Origin of the sequence: Streptosporangium sp. NPDC051023, assembly GCF_040689595.1 — a bacterium.
Lineage (GTDB): Bacteria > Actinomycetota > Actinomycetes > Streptosporangiales > Streptosporangiaceae > Streptosporangium.
Genome location: NZ_JBFBCE010000027.1, coordinates 70,455 through 84,060, shown reverse-complemented (window position 1 = coordinate 84,060; position 13,606 = coordinate 70,455). Strand labels below are relative to the sequence as shown.

The window sequence follows — 13,606 nt, the reverse complement described above, 5'->3', positions numbered from 1 at the left end:
GCCGCCCGATCCCTGCGCAGGTCACAGGCCCCACAATCGGACCTCGCGACAGCCTTGCAATCGGACCTCGCGATCAACGCGCTCCGCGCGGCCCCCCTCGGACAGCACCTCTCAGGGGGCGTGCCGCCCCCTTCGACCCCCACAACGAGGGGCTCCGCCCCTCGCGCTCCCCGCTGCGCAACCAGGGCGGCTGTCAGGGAACGGAGAAAACTTGCGGGCGTCAGGCGGGCAGGTTCCACCTTGGCCCGTCCGGGGTACCCAGCCACACGTATTGGCCGTCCGGGGTGACGGTCAGCCCGAACGCCGACTGGTGCGGAGAACTCATCTCCTGCCAGGCCACGACAGCGCCCTCGATGCCGTCCCACAACCGCAGCGGGCCGTACTGGCGCACTGTCCACCCGCCCTCAGGGTCCGGTTTCGTGCTGGCCTGGGACCCGGTGGCGACGTCCAGCAGCGTCACCCGGTCACCGGCTCCGATCAGTTGGGCGGACGGAGCGCCGAGCTGAGCGACGAACCGGCCGGTCCAGTCGCCGAGGATCTTCGGGTCGATCCGGCTTTCCCGCGCGTCGCCGCGGTTGAGCCGGTAGTGCGTGATGGGGGGCGCGGTGTAGGGGCGGGCGGGCATGAACGACACGTCGACCTGGCTGAAGTGGCCACTGGCGGTGCCATCGTCGGCCAGGGTGAGATGGGCCAGGGCGTAGCCGTGCATCCACCCCCACAGAGGGACGGTGATGGTGCCGCCGTCGCGGACCTGCCGCATCCAGGGGGCGGGAATGTAGCGGGCGGCGCAGGTCGCGATCAGGCGGTCATACTCGAAGGTCTGCTCATACCCACACAATCCATCGCCGACCACGAGGGTCGGTTCGTAGCCGAGCGCGGTCAGCGTCTGGCGGGCGCGCTCGGCCACGACCGGGTCGACCTCGATCGAGGTGACCGCGTCACCGCCGAGCCGCTGGCACATCAGCGCCGCTGAATATCCGGTTCCCGTACCGATCTCCAGCACGGACTCGCCCTCCACGAGGCCGGTGACTTCCAGCATGTCGACGACCACCGCAGGCAGGGACGACGACGATGTCGGGGTGCCCGTGAGTGGCTCGGTCGCGTCGGCGGCGTTGACGCCGTCAATCTGGGTCACCCACGTGGCGTTGGTGTATGCCAGTCCCAGCCATTCCTCCTCCTTCACGTCGCTGCGGTGCAGCGGCTCCCACCAGGTGGGGCCTCCCTCATCGTCGAGGCGGCGAAACATCGCCTCGCCCAGGAACGCCTCCCTGGGGACGGCCTCGACAGCCTTCCGCCACTGCGGGGTCAGGTGGTTGTCGGCGGCGAGCTGGGCGGCAAGAGCGTGCCGGAGGTCGGCGGCGCGTAGAGCGGCAGCGGTCACAGGGGCGGGTGTCCTTTCTGAAGAAGATCGGCCAGGGCTTCGGCTACGGCGTCTTCCTGCTCGGCGATCCAGGCCCATTGGCCATTGGGATTCGATTCCAAGAACACCCACTCGCCCGAAGCGGTCAGGGCGAAGTCGAACGCAGCGAACAGCAGACCATACGTGGTCATGTAGGCGCCGATGGCATGCCGCGTGTCGGGCGGGCATGGGATGAGGGTGTAAGTCAGGCTTGGGTAGTGGGCGCGCCAATCGAGCTGTCCACCGTCGATCCGGACGGCGAACACCCGGTCGCCGACCACGGTGACCCGCACATCACCGACCTTGTCTACCCGCGCCTGGAACAGGTGTGCGGTGCCGGTCACCGACTCGTCCAGGTCGGCCGTACTCACCGTGTTCGCCCAGATCATGCCCGCCACGCCATCACGGTGCTGTCCGCGCCGAGGAAATCAGCGGGGTCCAGCCGCACGACGGGCACTCCCCGGGCGTGCAGGCGCCGAGTGACGAGGTCGGCGGTGACGTCTGTGTCTCCGGTGACGACCAGGACGGGGGCTGAATCAGTCATCGGTCAGTCGTCGCCGTAGTCGGTCACGGCATCGGTGTCGCCGCCGCCGTCTTTCGCGCCGTCGCCACCGCTGGTCGCGGTCGGGTCGTTGGTTTCCTTGTTGGTGCCATGGGCACCGGCCTCGATGATCTGACCGGCTATGTCGCGGTAGACGCCGGTTTGCGTGACGGGGTCGAGCTCGACCCGAACCGCGCCAAAGGAGGCTGGGGCGGGCGCGGGGAAGGGCCGCGATCGGGTCAGGCCCCAGGGCGGTGTGTGACTGTTCATTCAGTTCCCTTTCTCGATGTGGATCCGGGACTGCATGGCATATGGGCACGATCCGCCGTTGCCGTCTGCAGTCAACGAGCGTGGTGGAGCGACGGTGCCGCCCGGGGAAAGCGGCGCAGCCCTGGTGACCCTGCGTGGGGCTGTCGGATCACTGCGGAGGCAGGACCTGCCATAGGCCCAAGTGGAGTTGGTGACCTGCATCCAGGTCGGCAACCGGGCAGGGGAGGCGGTCTCAATCGCGGTGCGGTCACTGCGGCGGGCGGCGAGGAACCATCACCCCTACAGCAGCCCCCTCAAGTGACCCGGGTTTCGGTGAGTGCTTCGTGGAACTGCCGGACCTGGGGCTGGGTCGGCCAGCGAGCCGTCAGAGTGGCGTCGAGTTGGGCGAGTTCCGCCAAGACATGCTCGGAGGAGACTCGCCGCGCTTCAGAGAGCGATCCCAGCGCGGCGAAGGCGGCGGCGTCGGGCACCCTGTCGGCGGCGTGGGCGGCACCGAGTCGCACAAGATGGACAGCCCGGTCACGATGATTGGAGACAGGCAGGGAAGTGACCTTGCTCTGCAGGATGGTCACCGCACGGCTCGGAATCCCGGCGTCCACGTAGCAGGTCGCCCGCTGGACATCGGCGAAGTCGGCGGCGAAGAACCGCAGGTAGGCCGGGTCGCCTTCGGAACGGCCTCCAGTGATCAGTTCCGTGGCCTCGTCGAGCTGGGCGGCGGCGACCGTGCCGTCGAGCGCGTGCCCACGTGCCTCGTACGCCTTGGCGACGCCGTACAGCACCGGCGGGACGGTCCAGGAGGCACTGCCTACGGCGGTGGCCAGCTCGACGGCCGTGGTGGAGTCACCAGCGTCCAGCGCGAGGCTGGCCTTCCTGACCATCATGTAGGCCGCCATGGAGGTGTCACCGCCTTCGAGCGCCCATGCGGTCGCCTGGTCGGCCCACCTTCGGCACGAGGCGATGTCACCGCACTCGCGGTACAGCCAGCTCAGGTGCTCGGCGTACTCGCCCTGCACCTGCCGTAGATCACGACGGGTGGCGGTTCCCGCGCCTTCCCGGACATGGTCGATGTCGCGCAGTGTGTGACGCAGGGAGACGATGTGAGAGCGCGGGTCGAGAAGACGATGACCATTCTGGTGAGCGGCAAGGAGCTGCCGGTAGTCGGCACCGCTCAACCCGGCGGTTGAACGAACCACCGCTTCAGGGAGTGCCTCGGAGGCGAGGGCCGTTTCGGGCAGCATCGCCGTCAGACCGGCAGCGGCCAGCAGGTGGGTGAACTGGCGGCGGGAAAGCGTCACGGTGATGGGCCCTTCGCCGGTGGGGACGCTTATGGCGATGACACCGTCATCGTCCTCGGCCTCTTCAGAGTAACCGCCGCTTTTCGACATTGACAGGAAGTCGGAGAGCGGCAAGGTCGAGAAAGTGGCCGATTGTGACAGGCACGGACCGCGAAGCAGGTCATCGACCAAACAGCCGTACAGATCGGCCAGCCGCGTCAGGTCCAGGTATGACGGAGCGCGAGAGGACGAGGAGGTTCCGAAGAACTCAGGCCCTTGCCAGCATTCCCAGTAGGAGACGTTCTTGAATGTCTTCGGGAGTTCACTCGGCCAGTGGCGGTTGTAGAGCTCGGCCACTTCTGCCTGCGTCAATCCTGCCGCATGGCGAAACGCCACCCGTGGATTCATCTGGAACCGCTGAGCGATGATCGCCGCGATCTGCCGTCTCGTCGCTCCCTGCTGCTGCAACGTTGCGCGCAGCTCGCTGATCTGACGTCGTATGCCGACGGCGTCCACCACAAGGTGCCCCTCTCCAACCAAGCACACGGTTCACCCCAACGCTACGCCTCAATCGCACAGCGTGACATCTCCTCCAAGCGGGGAGTCAACTTTCGTTACGGAAAGTAATTATTTCCTCGTGTGAAGGGGTCGGCCTCGCTGGGTTCCCAGTGTTCTCTGGGGGCGCAAGGCTGACACCGCCGGGCGCAAGCTTCCGGAAGCACGGTGTGCGCAGACGCCGTCAGTTTCCGGGAACGGGTGGCTCCGCTTCTTCCTGGAGGGGTGGGAACGGAGCCACTTTCATCCGGCCAGGCCGTACGGCTTGGCCGGGGAACACGGTGATCTCTCGCGTTGAGGGGCGCGGAGGGTCATCGTGGCGGCTCCCGCTCACGCGCCTCGCCTGACCGCGAGAGGCGGGAGCCGCTCCACAGACGTCCGGCCTGAGCAGCCCTCTCACGGCCGGACGTGGCCCCCGACGCCCTTCCCACACCCGTCGGGGGCCACCTCAACGAAAAGCAGAGCGAAGACCCACACCTCACAACCGGAGGCCCCGTGGCCGTTCCCGACACCCCCGACACCCCCGACACCGAGGTCACGATCACCGCGACCGCGCACCTGGCCCGCCTGACCGAACACCTCATGCGGTACGGCCTGCACTCCCGGGTCCGCGTCACCCGGCATGGCTGCCCGCAGCTCGTCATCGTCAATCCCGATGCCCCAGCCCTGTCCGAGATCGTCTACGCGGCACCGCAGGAAGGAACCTGGTGGTTCTGGTGGTCCTGGTCGGAAAGAATCTCCTCCACCGACGAGACCGGCGTCGCAGCCCGGCGGATCGGCTGCGTCTTGAGCTCAGCCGTACGGCGGAACTGACTGCAGCCCGAGACCGTACGGCAGAACCGCTCCCCCTCCCCGGCCGTCCGGCACTCCCGGCCAACGCTCCCACCCGTAAGGCACCGCCGACCGGGGCTCCCAGCCGTACGGCGCCGCCGCCTCCCGCCCCCGGCTCAACCCACGAGGCCCGTGACCTGGAGGCCCGCAATCCCGGCTGGGTCGTCGTCTGGCGCTGCTGGGCCCGCCGCTACTGGGCCTTCCCCTGCTGGATCACCACCGGCCCCGAACCCGTCGAGGCCAGGAACGCCCAGGACCTCACGCACCTGATCCGACTGACCGAGACCGAAAACCCACTTCCGAAGCAATAGCCTCCGGCACGATCCACCCCGCCGGAACCGTCAGCGATAGTCCTCCACGTTCGCGTCCTTCCTGTCACCGAAGTAGGCGTCGGCGGGTAAGGCACGTCACACCCGCCGCCGCCCGCCGGTTCACCGGCTCTTCCTTCGCGGCCGGCTCATGACCGCTGCTCAGGGGCGGGGGATGGCAACGACGGTGTACGGGGTGGTGGGCGTCGGGCTGGTGTCAAAGCGGGCGTTGGGGAGGTACAGCGAAGACCCGAAGGCTGCCACGGTCGCCGGTACGTCGAACCGGCGATCACTCACCCGCCGCACGACGTGGCCGTCGGTCCCGGCCGCGTTCAACTGGAGGACGGTCACGACGTTGAGCCGGTTCTGCACCGCGTACAACGTCCGGCCGCGCAGTAGTAGGCCGTCGCCTTCCTTCAAGGACTCGCCGTGCAGGTTCACCCGGCGGGTCGTACCGGACGGGTCGACGCGAAACAGTCCGCCGGTGTTCGACTGCACGACGATGAAGCCCCGGCCGTCCGGAGTCGGCGTGATGCCGTTGGCGTTGAAGCCGTCGCCGTACACCAGATCCCCGGTGAGCGGGATCCGCTGCGCGGCGGCGGGTAGCCGTCCCTCGCGCAACGGCAGCTTGTAGAGCATCGGGTTGGTGGAGTCGGTGAACCACGCGGCGTCCTCGGTGAGGATGACGTCGTTGACGAACGACTCTCCGGTGGCCAGCCGGTAGGAGGCCAGCACCTGGCCGGTGCGGGTGTCGATGACGCGCGCGTCACCGCCCGTGCCTCCGGCCACGAACAGCCGTCCACGCTCATCGATCTTCATTCCGAGGGACGGTGTGCCGGGCCCGCGGCTGACGATGGTGCCGCGTCCGGTGCGCAGGTCGGCACGGTAGATGGAGCCGTCGGCCATGGAGCCGATGAAGGCGAACGGCCCGAACCCGATGGCGATGCCCTCGGGCTGGAACCCGTCGGGCAACGAGATGGATGTCGGAGACATCCCGGCTCGCGGGTCGGATGCCGCTCCGGCGGAACCGCCCATCGTGATGGCCAGGGCCAGTGCGGAGAGGATCGTGCCGATGCCTCTGAGCGATCGCATCGCGTAACGCTTCCTTTGGGATTTTGTGCAGGATCTATCGAGTGCCGTGGCTTCTGACGGCTTGATGGCGTGACCGAGCTTGGCCGCCGCCGGGCGACGGCTGGCACACGGCGCATCTGGTCGGTGGATTCGACCGCTCGATCCCATCCCTCAGAGCCGTCGCGAGGTCCATCACGGAGATCGCGAGGTGACCGCGGCGTCAACGTCCGGCGGCTGATCGGCAGGTCACGGTTTCAGTTGGTGTCGGCCGAGGTGAAGGCCGCGGCGTGGTCGCGGACGAAGTCGGCGAGGTCGCGCGGTGGGTGGCCGAGGAGACCGGCGACCGTATCGGTGGTGAAGTCTCCCCAGCCGGTGGCATATGCCTGCGCGTACTCCTCGAGCATGTCGACGATCCACGTCGGGACGCCGACGCCGAGCAAGGTCTTACGCCTGGCATCGTCGCTGACCGGCAGGTACGCGACGGGCCTGCCGAGAGCGAGGCTCAACTGGCCCGCGACCTCGTCGAACGTCAGTGAGCGCGGGCCGGTGAGGGTGTAGGTTTCGCCGTGGTGGCGGTCCGGGTCGTCAAGGAGCACGCGGGCGGCGCACTCGGCGATGTCGCGTACGTCGATCATCCCGATCCGCGCCGAGGCCAGGTTCAGCGAGAACGCGCCGGTGGCGGAGACGTCGCCCGCCTCGTTCAGCAGGTTCTGCATGAACCAGTGGGGGCGCAGGATCGTCCAGCGCATGCCGCATCGTTCGGTCTCCCGGTCGGACAGCGCGTGCAGTCTGCCACTGCGGTTGGGCGCGTCGTGTGCCGCGCCGACGACCGACAGGCGCACGATCCGTTCCACACCGGCCTGGCGGGCGGCCCATACGGCGTTCATGTTGTGCTCGGGGGCACGCGGGCCGTTCGGGGTGAGCAGCCACACGTCCTGTACACCCGCGAAGGCGGCCGGCAGCGACCGCGCGTCGTCGAGGTCGCCGACGAACACCTCAGCGTCGTGCTCACGCGGGCCGTCCGCTCTGGATTCGTCGCGGACGAGAGCCCGGACGTCCACATCGGCTCCTTCCAGCGCCTTCAACAGTGCGCTGGACACGCTCCCGGTGGCTCCGGTGATCAGCATGGTGCGCGACACGCTCATTCTCCTTCGATGGTGGCGGGGGGATACGGATCAGTCGACCGAGACAGCCGGTGTCGTGTCATGGCTTTGGTGAGCCGAGGTCTTCTGGGCCCTGGCCGCCGCCTGGCGGACAGTGGCGCGCTCCAGGAGCCAGAGCACGACGGTCCCGGCGGAAAGGGTGGCGCCCACGACGCACACGCCACTCCAGCCGCCGCGTACCCAGGCCGCCGAAGCCAGCGCGGACCCGGCCGCGCCCCCGACGAAAAGAGTGGTCAGGAAGGCGGAGTTGATCCGGTTACGGACCTCAGGCCGCAGTGCGTAGAGAACGTTCTGGCTGCTGTTGAGCACCGCCTGATGCGCCAGGTCCAGCACCACCACGCCGACGAGCAACCAGAACAGTGAGTGCGCCCCCGCCGTGAGCGCCGCCCAGGACGCCACCAGCAGGAACGCTCCCGCGCCTGAGACGACCTGTACGAAACCGCGGTCGGCCAGCCGCCCCGCCACCGTGGCGGTCAGCGCGCCCACGGCACCGACCAGCCCGACCAGGCCGATGGCCGACTCCGGCCAGCCGTACGGTGATCCCGACAGCAGCAGGGTCAGCGCCGTCCACAGCGCGCTGAACGAGGCGAGGCTGAACGCGCCGATCCCCGCCCGCCACCGTAGCAACGGCTCGTACCGGAACATCGCCACTGTTGAGCGCAGCAGGCCCAGATAGGTCTGGCGTTCGCCGCTTGCGCCGAGCCGGGGCAGGAAGATCCGCAGCAGCACGGCCATCAGCGCCATCAGCGCCGCGGCCACCCAGTAGACCGTCCGCCACCCGCCCAGCTCCGACAACGCCCCGGACGCGGTCCGTGCCAGCAACAGGCCGAGCATCAGCCCGGTCATCACCGTGCCCACCACCCGGCCTCGCTCGGCCGGGTCCGCCAGCGTTGCCGCGAACGGCACCACCACCTGCGCTCCCACCGAGGTCAGCGCGGTCAGCGCCGTACTGACCAAGAGCACCGTGCCGTTCGGGGCTGTGGCTGACACCAGCAAGAACACCGCGGTCACCGCATAGAGCACGACCGCCAGCCGTCGCCGCTCCACCAGATCACCGAGCGGCACCAGGAGGGCCAACCCCAGCGCGTACCCGCCCTGTGCGGCGGTCACCACCAGCGCCGCCGCCGACGGCCCGACCCCCAACTCCCGGCCGATCACGTCAAGCAACGGCTGCGCGAAGTAGTTGCCCGCCACCGCTGACCCGGTGGCCACCGACATGAGTAACAGCAGCCCGCGCGACACGCCGTTCGTGTGAGGTTTTCTCGCTGTCATGCCCCAAGCATCGGCGGCGGGGAATCAATGAGTCCAACACATGATTGTCATCGAACCGATCGTGTATCACGATCAATGTATGGAACTGCAACAGATGCGCTACGTCGTCGCTGTCGCGGAGACGAGCAACTTCACCCGCGCCGCCGAGCAGTGCCTGGTCGTCCAGTCCGCGCTGAGCCACCAGATCGCCCGCCTGGAACGTGAGCTGGGCGCCAAGCTGTTCGACCGCACCAGCCGCCGTGTCCGGCTGACCCCCGCAGGCCAGGCGTTCCTGCCTGCCGCTCGCCAAGCCCTCGACGCCGCCGAACGAGCCCGCGCCGAGGTGGCGGCCGCCACCGGCGAGATCCGCGGCCGGCTCGCCGTCGGCGCCATCCCCACCGTCACCGCGGTCGATCTCCCCGCCGCGCTGAAAGACTTCCACCTGCGGCACCCGCAAGCGCGCATCAGCCTCCGCTCAGGCGCCAGCGAGAAACTGATCGAACAGGTACGGCAAGGCACCCTGGACGTCGCATTCCTGGGGCTTCCCCTGGGCCAACGCCCCAGTGGCGTCCGCGGCCGAGAACTGGCGCGCGGCGACCTCGTGGCCATGGTGCCGTCCGGCCACCCGCTGGCGAACAAGGAACGGGTGGACCTGCATCAGTTGTCGGACGATCCATTCGTCGACTTCCCCCCGGGCACCGCCGCCCGAGCCCAGTCCGACGAGGCGTTCGCCGCGGCCGGAGTCCAGCGCGAGGTCGCCTTCGAAGTGACGACCGTGGACTTCATAACTCGGCTGATCCGGCAGGGCCTGGGCATCGGGATGCTGCCCGCCGCCTTCGTGTCGGAATTCCCCGGCCTGCACGTCCTTCAGCTTCGCGACGCTCCCGCGCGCATGGAGCACCTCATCTGGAGCCGCTTCCCTCCATCGCCTGCCGCCGCAGCGTTCCTGGCCGTCCTTGGTGTCTCGGCAGCGGAATCCCCAAGGTCATCCGACTCGTGATTCCGCTCTCGCCATCTTGATCCGGAACGGACACCATCCGGCGCGACAGCCTCCGGCACGATCCACCCCGCCGGAACCGTCAGCGATAGTCCTCCGCGTTCGCGTCCTTCTTGTCACCGAAGTACGCGTCGGCGAACAGGGCGCTGGCTTGGGGCTGGGAGCCGTCCAGGTCGGTGAATCCGTAGTGTTTCGCCAACTGCCCTGAGGAGAGCGACTGTCCGGCCCAGCGGCGCACATAGGGGTCACCGGCCAGGGCGACAACGGCCCTGCCGATGTAGCGCGGGGTCTCGGAGATCGCGAACCACCTGTCTTCGGGAATCGCGTCGCGCCAGTTCGCCTCGGTGACGCCGCGGATCTCCAGCACCTCCTCGGAGCGCAGGTATCCGGGGGTCAGCGAGAGCGAGGTGACACCGTGCGGAGACAGTTCCTCATCGAGCATCTTGCCCAGGCGCGCGATGGCGACCTTGACGACGTCGAAGAACATGGAGCCCCGGTAGTGAGCGTTGAACATGTCGTCGCCGTCGGTGATCTCGCAGACCAGTCCGCGACCACGGCGCACGAGCAGCGGGAGCAGCGCGTGCAGGGTGATCAGGTGGGTCTCCAGGCCGTTGCGCAGCGCCCGCAGCCCGTTGTCCAGGTCGTGCTCCCACAGCGGTTTCCACTCGATCCACCGCCCGGCGCCCCAGGTGTCGTCCACCAGGACGTCCAACCGGCCGTCCTGCTCCTCCTCGATGCGCCTGGCCAGCGCGGCCACCTCGGAAGGGACCATGTGGTCGCACCGGACCGCGATCCCCCTCCCTCCGGCCTCGGTGACCAGGTCGGCGGTGTCCTCGATGGTCTCCGGGCGGTCCACCGGGCTGCGCCCGGCCCGGGTGCTGCGTCCGGTGACGTAAACGGTGGCGCCCGCGGCGCCCAGCTCGACGGCCATGCCCCGGCCTGCTCCGCGTGTCGCACCGGTCACCAGCGCCACCGTGCCGTGTAGCGAATGGTTCATATCATCCTCCTCTGGTTGGGGGGGTGGCGCGTGGCCCAGCCGGCCAGCACCGCGTCGAGGTCGTCCCGCAGGCGTGCGCACAGGCCGCCCCGCGGGTTCGCCGACCAGCGGATCGCCGTCCCGTCCGCCAACGCCGCGAGGATCCGGGCGGCCACCGGGGCCGGCGGCGCGCCGGGCAGGTCTCCGGTGTGCGCCGCGTGTGCGAGCAGGGGCTCGATCCGGGCCTCGATCGCGGCGTGCAGGTCGGCCATCCGTGCGCGCAGGACCTCGTCGGAGAGGTCGAAGGCCAGCTGGGCCAGGTTGTTGGCCGCCGCCCGCGGATCGTCCAGCGGCGCGTACCGCTCGACGATCTCCTGGCGGATGACCGTCACCGGGTCTTCCACGTCTCCGGCCTCGGCCGCGGTTCCGGAGCGTGTCGACTCGATCGCGGCATCGATCATCGCGACCAGCAACCCGTGTTTCGAGCCGAAACGATGGACCAGCGTGCCGGGAGTGACCCCGGCCTCCGCGGCCACGTCCGCCAGCACGAATGCCGGGCCGAACCGGGCGATCGCGGTCCCGGCCGCCTCAAGCAGCCGCTCGTCAGTGATCTTCCTGGGTCGCGCCACACAAGTTATTAAACCATCATGCAATAACTACTTGGTGCGGAGGACCGGGGGCCACGCGAACCGTCCCGGCGGTTCGAGGCCCCGGCCCGGCGATGTTCCGGCCCGCCCGGCTCAGGGGGACGAGGTCAGTCTCCGGCGGCGCACATCCGGTCCCGCACCACACGTGCGCTGACGGGATCGTTGGCGAACACCCCGTCGACGCCCAGCCCGTAGAGCCGCGTCAGCCAGCCCGCCACGTCCCCCGCGGCACGCCGGTAGGCGGGACGGCTGGGATCGCCGCGCCGGTAGTCCGCGGGAAGCCCCGCGTTCTGGGTGCGGATGGTCGCCACGTGGACCCGCAGGCCGTTGCGATGGGCCTCCTCGACGAACGAGGTGGGAGCCGCCAGCCTCCCGTCCGGTCCCGTCGGCACGATTCGCGGTGTCATCACGGCGACGACGTCGGCGTACTCGGCGATCCGCCGCAGCCCCTCGGGGGTGACCAGGTCGTCGTAGGTCCGCCGGTCCCCCGCCTTCACCAGGTCGTACGGCGCGCCACCCCTGCCGATGAGCTGGACGAGCCGCAGCCGCGTCAGGGAACGCAGCTCCCTCAGGTTGCCCGTCTCGAACGACTGGATGAGCACCGGGTCCTCGCTGTCCTGCCAGCCGTACAGCGCGAGGGTCGCCAGCAGCGGCCTCTCGACCGGCAGTCCGATCGAGGCGAAGTAGGTCGAGTACTTGATCTCGGGGTAGAGGCCGACGCCGTACCGCTGCGCGAGCTCGACGACCTCCTCCAGCGTCGGGATCCGATCACGCCCGTCATAGGCCCTGCTGCGCGGCCGTCGCTTGGGGAAGCGCTCTCTCACCCTGAGGGTGCGCAGCTCGTCGAGGGTGAAGTCCTCGGTGAACCAGCCGGTGCGCTGATGGCCGTTGATCGTCTTGGTCGTCCTGCGGCCGGCGAACTCGGGGTGGTTCTCGACGTCGGTGGTCGCGGAGAGCTCGTTCTCGTGCCTGGCGACCAGCACGTGGTCCTTGGTCGGGACCAGGTCGGGCTCGATGTAGTCGGCGCCCATCCGGATGGCGAGCCGGTACGACGCGAGCGTGTGCTCCGGCCTGAAGTCGCTGGCCCCGCGATGCGCGATGACGATCGGCGCATGATCGCCGCACCGGGGCCCCTCTGTCGCCTCTGTCGCCGCGTCTGTAGCTGCGTCTGTAGCTGTGTCCGTCGCCGTGTCCGTCGTGCCCGTGCCGCCCGCCGTACCGGCCGGGCCCGGCACGCTCGCCGGCTGGAGCCCGGCGAACGCCGCCCCTCCCACGAGCACGGCTCCCACGAGTACGGCGGGCACACCGGCCCACGCCATCTTGATCAACACCTGGGTACCCCCGCCGCTTTCCGGTCTCGCGGGGGGCACGCTGAACATCGCCATATGTACCCGAATGGGCAGGAAAGACTCTTGCCTCCACACTCCACTCTCGAAGGCGTGACTACCACTACCAATCGGGAAAACCTATGGACACGGCCCATAAGGTCCCCTTTGTGATGAGTAGCGATGCCCTGCTTGCGACCTACGACGAGCAGGTACGAGGAATCTGGCCCACTCCGCTCCCGGGCGTCACGCACGAACGGGACGGCTCGCTGCTGCGCATCGTCAGCCGGTTGCGCGGCGTGGTCATCGCCCCCCGCGACGTGGGGGTGCGGGGAGCGGAACTCGACCGGCTGATCGCCCGGCAGCGTGACCGCTTCGCCGAACGAGGGCAGGACGTCGAGTGGAAGACCTGGGGTCACGACGAGCCCGCGGATCTCGTCGACCGCCTCCGTGACGCGGGCTTCGTCCCCGAGGCGCAAGAGACGGTGCTCATCGGGCTCGCGGAGGAACTGGCCGGTGAGCCCGTCCTGCCGGACGGCGTTGTGCTGCGCGAGGTCACCGCGCACGACGACCTGCGCGCGATCGCCGCCATGGAGTCGGCCATCTGGGACGAGGACCTGAGCTGGATCGGCGAGCACCTGATCGAGCAGGTCACCCACACACCCGACGAGATCACCATCCTGGCCGCCGACGCCGGAGGTGTGACCGTCTCCGCGGCGTGGCTCGCCTACAGAGCCGGAACCGAGTTCGCCGGGATGTGGGGCGGCTCGACGTTGCGCGAATGGCGGGGCAGGGGAATCTACCGCGCGCTGGTCACCCAGCGCGCCCGGCGGGCCGTCGCGCGCGGCGTCCGGTACCTGCACGTGGACGCTTCGGACGACAGCGCCCCGATCCTGCACCGCCTGGGTTTCCAGGCGGTGACCACCACCACCCCGTACGTGTGGACCCCGCCGCGGCCCTGACCCGGACTGCACACTCCGACCGGGGCCGCGTCGTGC

The 13,606-nt window shown here is 69.1% G+C and carries 16 protein-coding genes; 5 read left to right on the top strand and 11 right to left on the bottom strand.

The genetic code is table 11. The features are described from left to right. Positions 1–220 precede the first annotated feature (220 nt). From tgmC to AB0395_RS19590, 5 genes are all read right to left on the bottom strand, one after another. Positions 221–1,381 carry an ATP-grasp peptide maturase system methyltransferase gene (tgmC, locus tag AB0395_RS19610; protein WP_366282382.1) on the bottom strand — a complete coding sequence of 387 codons (1,161 nt, stop codon included), beginning with the start codon at positions 1,379–1,381 and terminating at the stop codon, positions 221–223. Continuing rightward, complete coding sequence (locus tag AB0395_RS19605) at positions 1,378–1,797, bottom strand: hypothetical protein (protein WP_366282380.1); 420 nt, start codon at positions 1,795–1,797, stop codon at positions 1,378–1,380. The genes tgmC and AB0395_RS19605 overlap by 4 nt, the downstream gene beginning before the upstream one ends. Next, complete coding sequence (locus tag AB0395_RS19600; protein ID WP_366282379.1) at positions 1,785–1,943, bottom strand: hypothetical protein; 159 nt, start codon at positions 1,941–1,943, stop codon at positions 1,785–1,787. The genes AB0395_RS19605 and AB0395_RS19600 overlap by 13 nt, the downstream gene beginning before the upstream one ends. Before the next feature lie 3 nt (positions 1,944–1,946). Then, a complete protein-coding gene (tgmA, locus tag AB0395_RS19595; protein ID WP_366282377.1) occupies positions 1,947–2,210 on the bottom strand; it encodes a putative ATP-grasp-modified RiPP in 264 nt (87 codons plus the stop codon). 293 nt (positions 2,211–2,503) lie between these two features. Next, positions 2,504–3,619 (bottom strand): hypothetical protein, encoded by a 1,116-nt coding sequence (locus AB0395_RS19590; protein ID WP_366282375.1) that lies wholly within the window; start codon positions 3,617–3,619, stop codon positions 2,504–2,506. 198 nt (positions 3,620–3,817) lie between these two features. Between AB0395_RS19590 and AB0395_RS19585 the strand changes: the two genes are divergently transcribed. From AB0395_RS19585 to AB0395_RS19575, 3 genes are all read left to right on the top strand, one after another. After that, a complete protein-coding gene (locus AB0395_RS19585; RefSeq protein ID WP_366282374.1) occupies positions 3,818–4,111 on the top strand; it encodes a hypothetical protein in 294 nt (97 codons plus the stop codon). 423 nt (positions 4,112–4,534) lie between these two features. Further along, on the top strand, positions 4,535–4,852 hold the full coding sequence (locus AB0395_RS19580) for a hypothetical protein (RefSeq protein ID WP_366282372.1): 318 nt from the start codon (positions 4,535–4,537) through the stop codon (positions 4,850–4,852). Next, positions 4,747–5,181, top strand: coding sequence for a hypothetical protein (locus tag AB0395_RS19575; RefSeq protein ID WP_366282370.1), 435 nt, complete (start codon positions 4,747–4,749; stop codon positions 5,179–5,181). The genes AB0395_RS19580 and AB0395_RS19575 overlap by 106 nt, the downstream gene beginning before the upstream one ends. Positions 5,182–5,340: 159 nt before the next feature. Here AB0395_RS19575 and AB0395_RS19570 read toward each other — a convergent pair whose 3' ends face one another. The 3 genes from AB0395_RS19570 to AB0395_RS19560 all read right to left on the bottom strand — a co-directional run bounded on the left by AB0395_RS19570 (position 5,341) and on the right by AB0395_RS19560 (position 8,684). Continuing rightward, on the bottom strand, positions 5,341–6,270 hold the full coding sequence (locus AB0395_RS19570) for a superoxide dismutase (protein ID WP_366282369.1): 930 nt from the start codon (positions 6,268–6,270) through the stop codon (positions 5,341–5,343). A 233-nt stretch (positions 6,271–6,503) separates the two neighbouring features. After that, positions 6,504–7,388, bottom strand: a complete 885-nt coding sequence (locus tag AB0395_RS19565; RefSeq protein WP_366282367.1) for an SDR family oxidoreductase — start codon at positions 7,386–7,388, stop codon at positions 6,504–6,506. 36 nt (positions 7,389–7,424) lie between these two features. Beyond that, positions 7,425–8,684, bottom strand: a complete 1,260-nt coding sequence (locus AB0395_RS19560) for an MFS transporter (protein WP_366282365.1) — start codon at positions 8,682–8,684, stop codon at positions 7,425–7,427. Positions 8,685–8,724: 40 nt separating this feature from the next. Here AB0395_RS19560 and AB0395_RS19555 point away from each other — a divergent pair, with 40 nt between their 5' ends. Then, positions 8,725–9,663 carry a LysR family transcriptional regulator gene (locus tag AB0395_RS19555; protein WP_366282363.1) on the top strand — a complete coding sequence of 313 codons (939 nt, stop codon included), beginning with the start codon at positions 8,725–8,727 and terminating at the stop codon, positions 9,661–9,663. A 79-nt stretch (positions 9,664–9,742) separates the two neighbouring features. On the opposite strand, the gene AB0395_RS19550 is transcribed toward AB0395_RS19555, so the two are convergent. The 3 genes from AB0395_RS19550 to AB0395_RS19540 all read right to left on the bottom strand — a co-directional run bounded on the left by AB0395_RS19550 (position 9,743) and on the right by AB0395_RS19540 (position 12,614). Beyond that, a complete protein-coding gene (locus tag AB0395_RS19550) occupies positions 9,743–10,657 on the bottom strand; it encodes an SDR family oxidoreductase (protein ID WP_366282362.1) in 915 nt (304 codons plus the stop codon). Further along, positions 10,654–11,265, bottom strand: coding sequence for a TetR/AcrR family transcriptional regulator (locus AB0395_RS19545; protein ID WP_366282360.1), 612 nt, complete (start codon positions 11,263–11,265; stop codon positions 10,654–10,656). The genes AB0395_RS19550 and AB0395_RS19545 overlap by 4 nt, the downstream gene beginning before the upstream one ends. Before the next feature lie 125 nt (positions 11,266–11,390). Beyond that, positions 11,391–12,614 (bottom strand): glycerophosphodiester phosphodiesterase family protein, encoded by a 1,224-nt coding sequence (locus tag AB0395_RS19540; protein ID WP_366282359.1) that lies wholly within the window; start codon positions 12,612–12,614, stop codon positions 11,391–11,393. A 167-nt stretch (positions 12,615–12,781) separates the two neighbouring features. On the opposite strand from AB0395_RS19540, the gene AB0395_RS19535 reads away from it, so the two are divergent. Further along, entirely contained in the window at positions 12,782–13,570 is a 789-nt protein-coding gene (locus tag AB0395_RS19535; RefSeq protein ID WP_366282358.1) for a GNAT family N-acetyltransferase, read from the top strand. The last annotated feature ends 36 nt before the right edge of the window (positions 13,571–13,606 follow it).

Excerpts from the sequence above, each read along its gene's own strand:
- AB0395_RS19555 (WP_366282363.1), top strand. The coding sequence starts at position 8,725 with ATGATTGTCATCGAACCGATCGTGTATCACGATCAATGTATGGAACTG.
- AB0395_RS19535 (WP_366282358.1), top strand. The coding sequence starts at position 12,782 with ATGAGTAGCGATGCCCTGCTTGCGACCTACGACGAGCAGGTACGAGGA.
- AB0395_RS19600 (WP_366282379.1), bottom strand. The coding sequence starts at position 1,943 with ATGACTGATTCAGCCCCCGTCCTGGTCGTCACCGGAGACACAGACGTC.
- tgmA (WP_366282377.1), bottom strand. The coding sequence starts at position 2,210 with ATGAACAGTCACACACCGCCCTGGGGCCTGACCCGATCGCGGCCCTTC.
- AB0395_RS19550 (WP_366282362.1), bottom strand. The coding sequence starts at position 10,657 with ATGAACCATTCGCTACACGGCACGGTGGCGCTGGTGACCGGTGCGACA.
- AB0395_RS19560 (WP_366282365.1), bottom strand. The coding sequence starts at position 8,684 with ATGACAGCGAGAAAACCTCACACGAACGGCGTGTCGCGCGGGCTGCTG.
- AB0395_RS19570 (WP_366282369.1), bottom strand. The coding sequence starts at position 6,270 with ATGCGATCGCTCAGAGGCATCGGCACGATCCTCTCCGCACTGGCCCTG.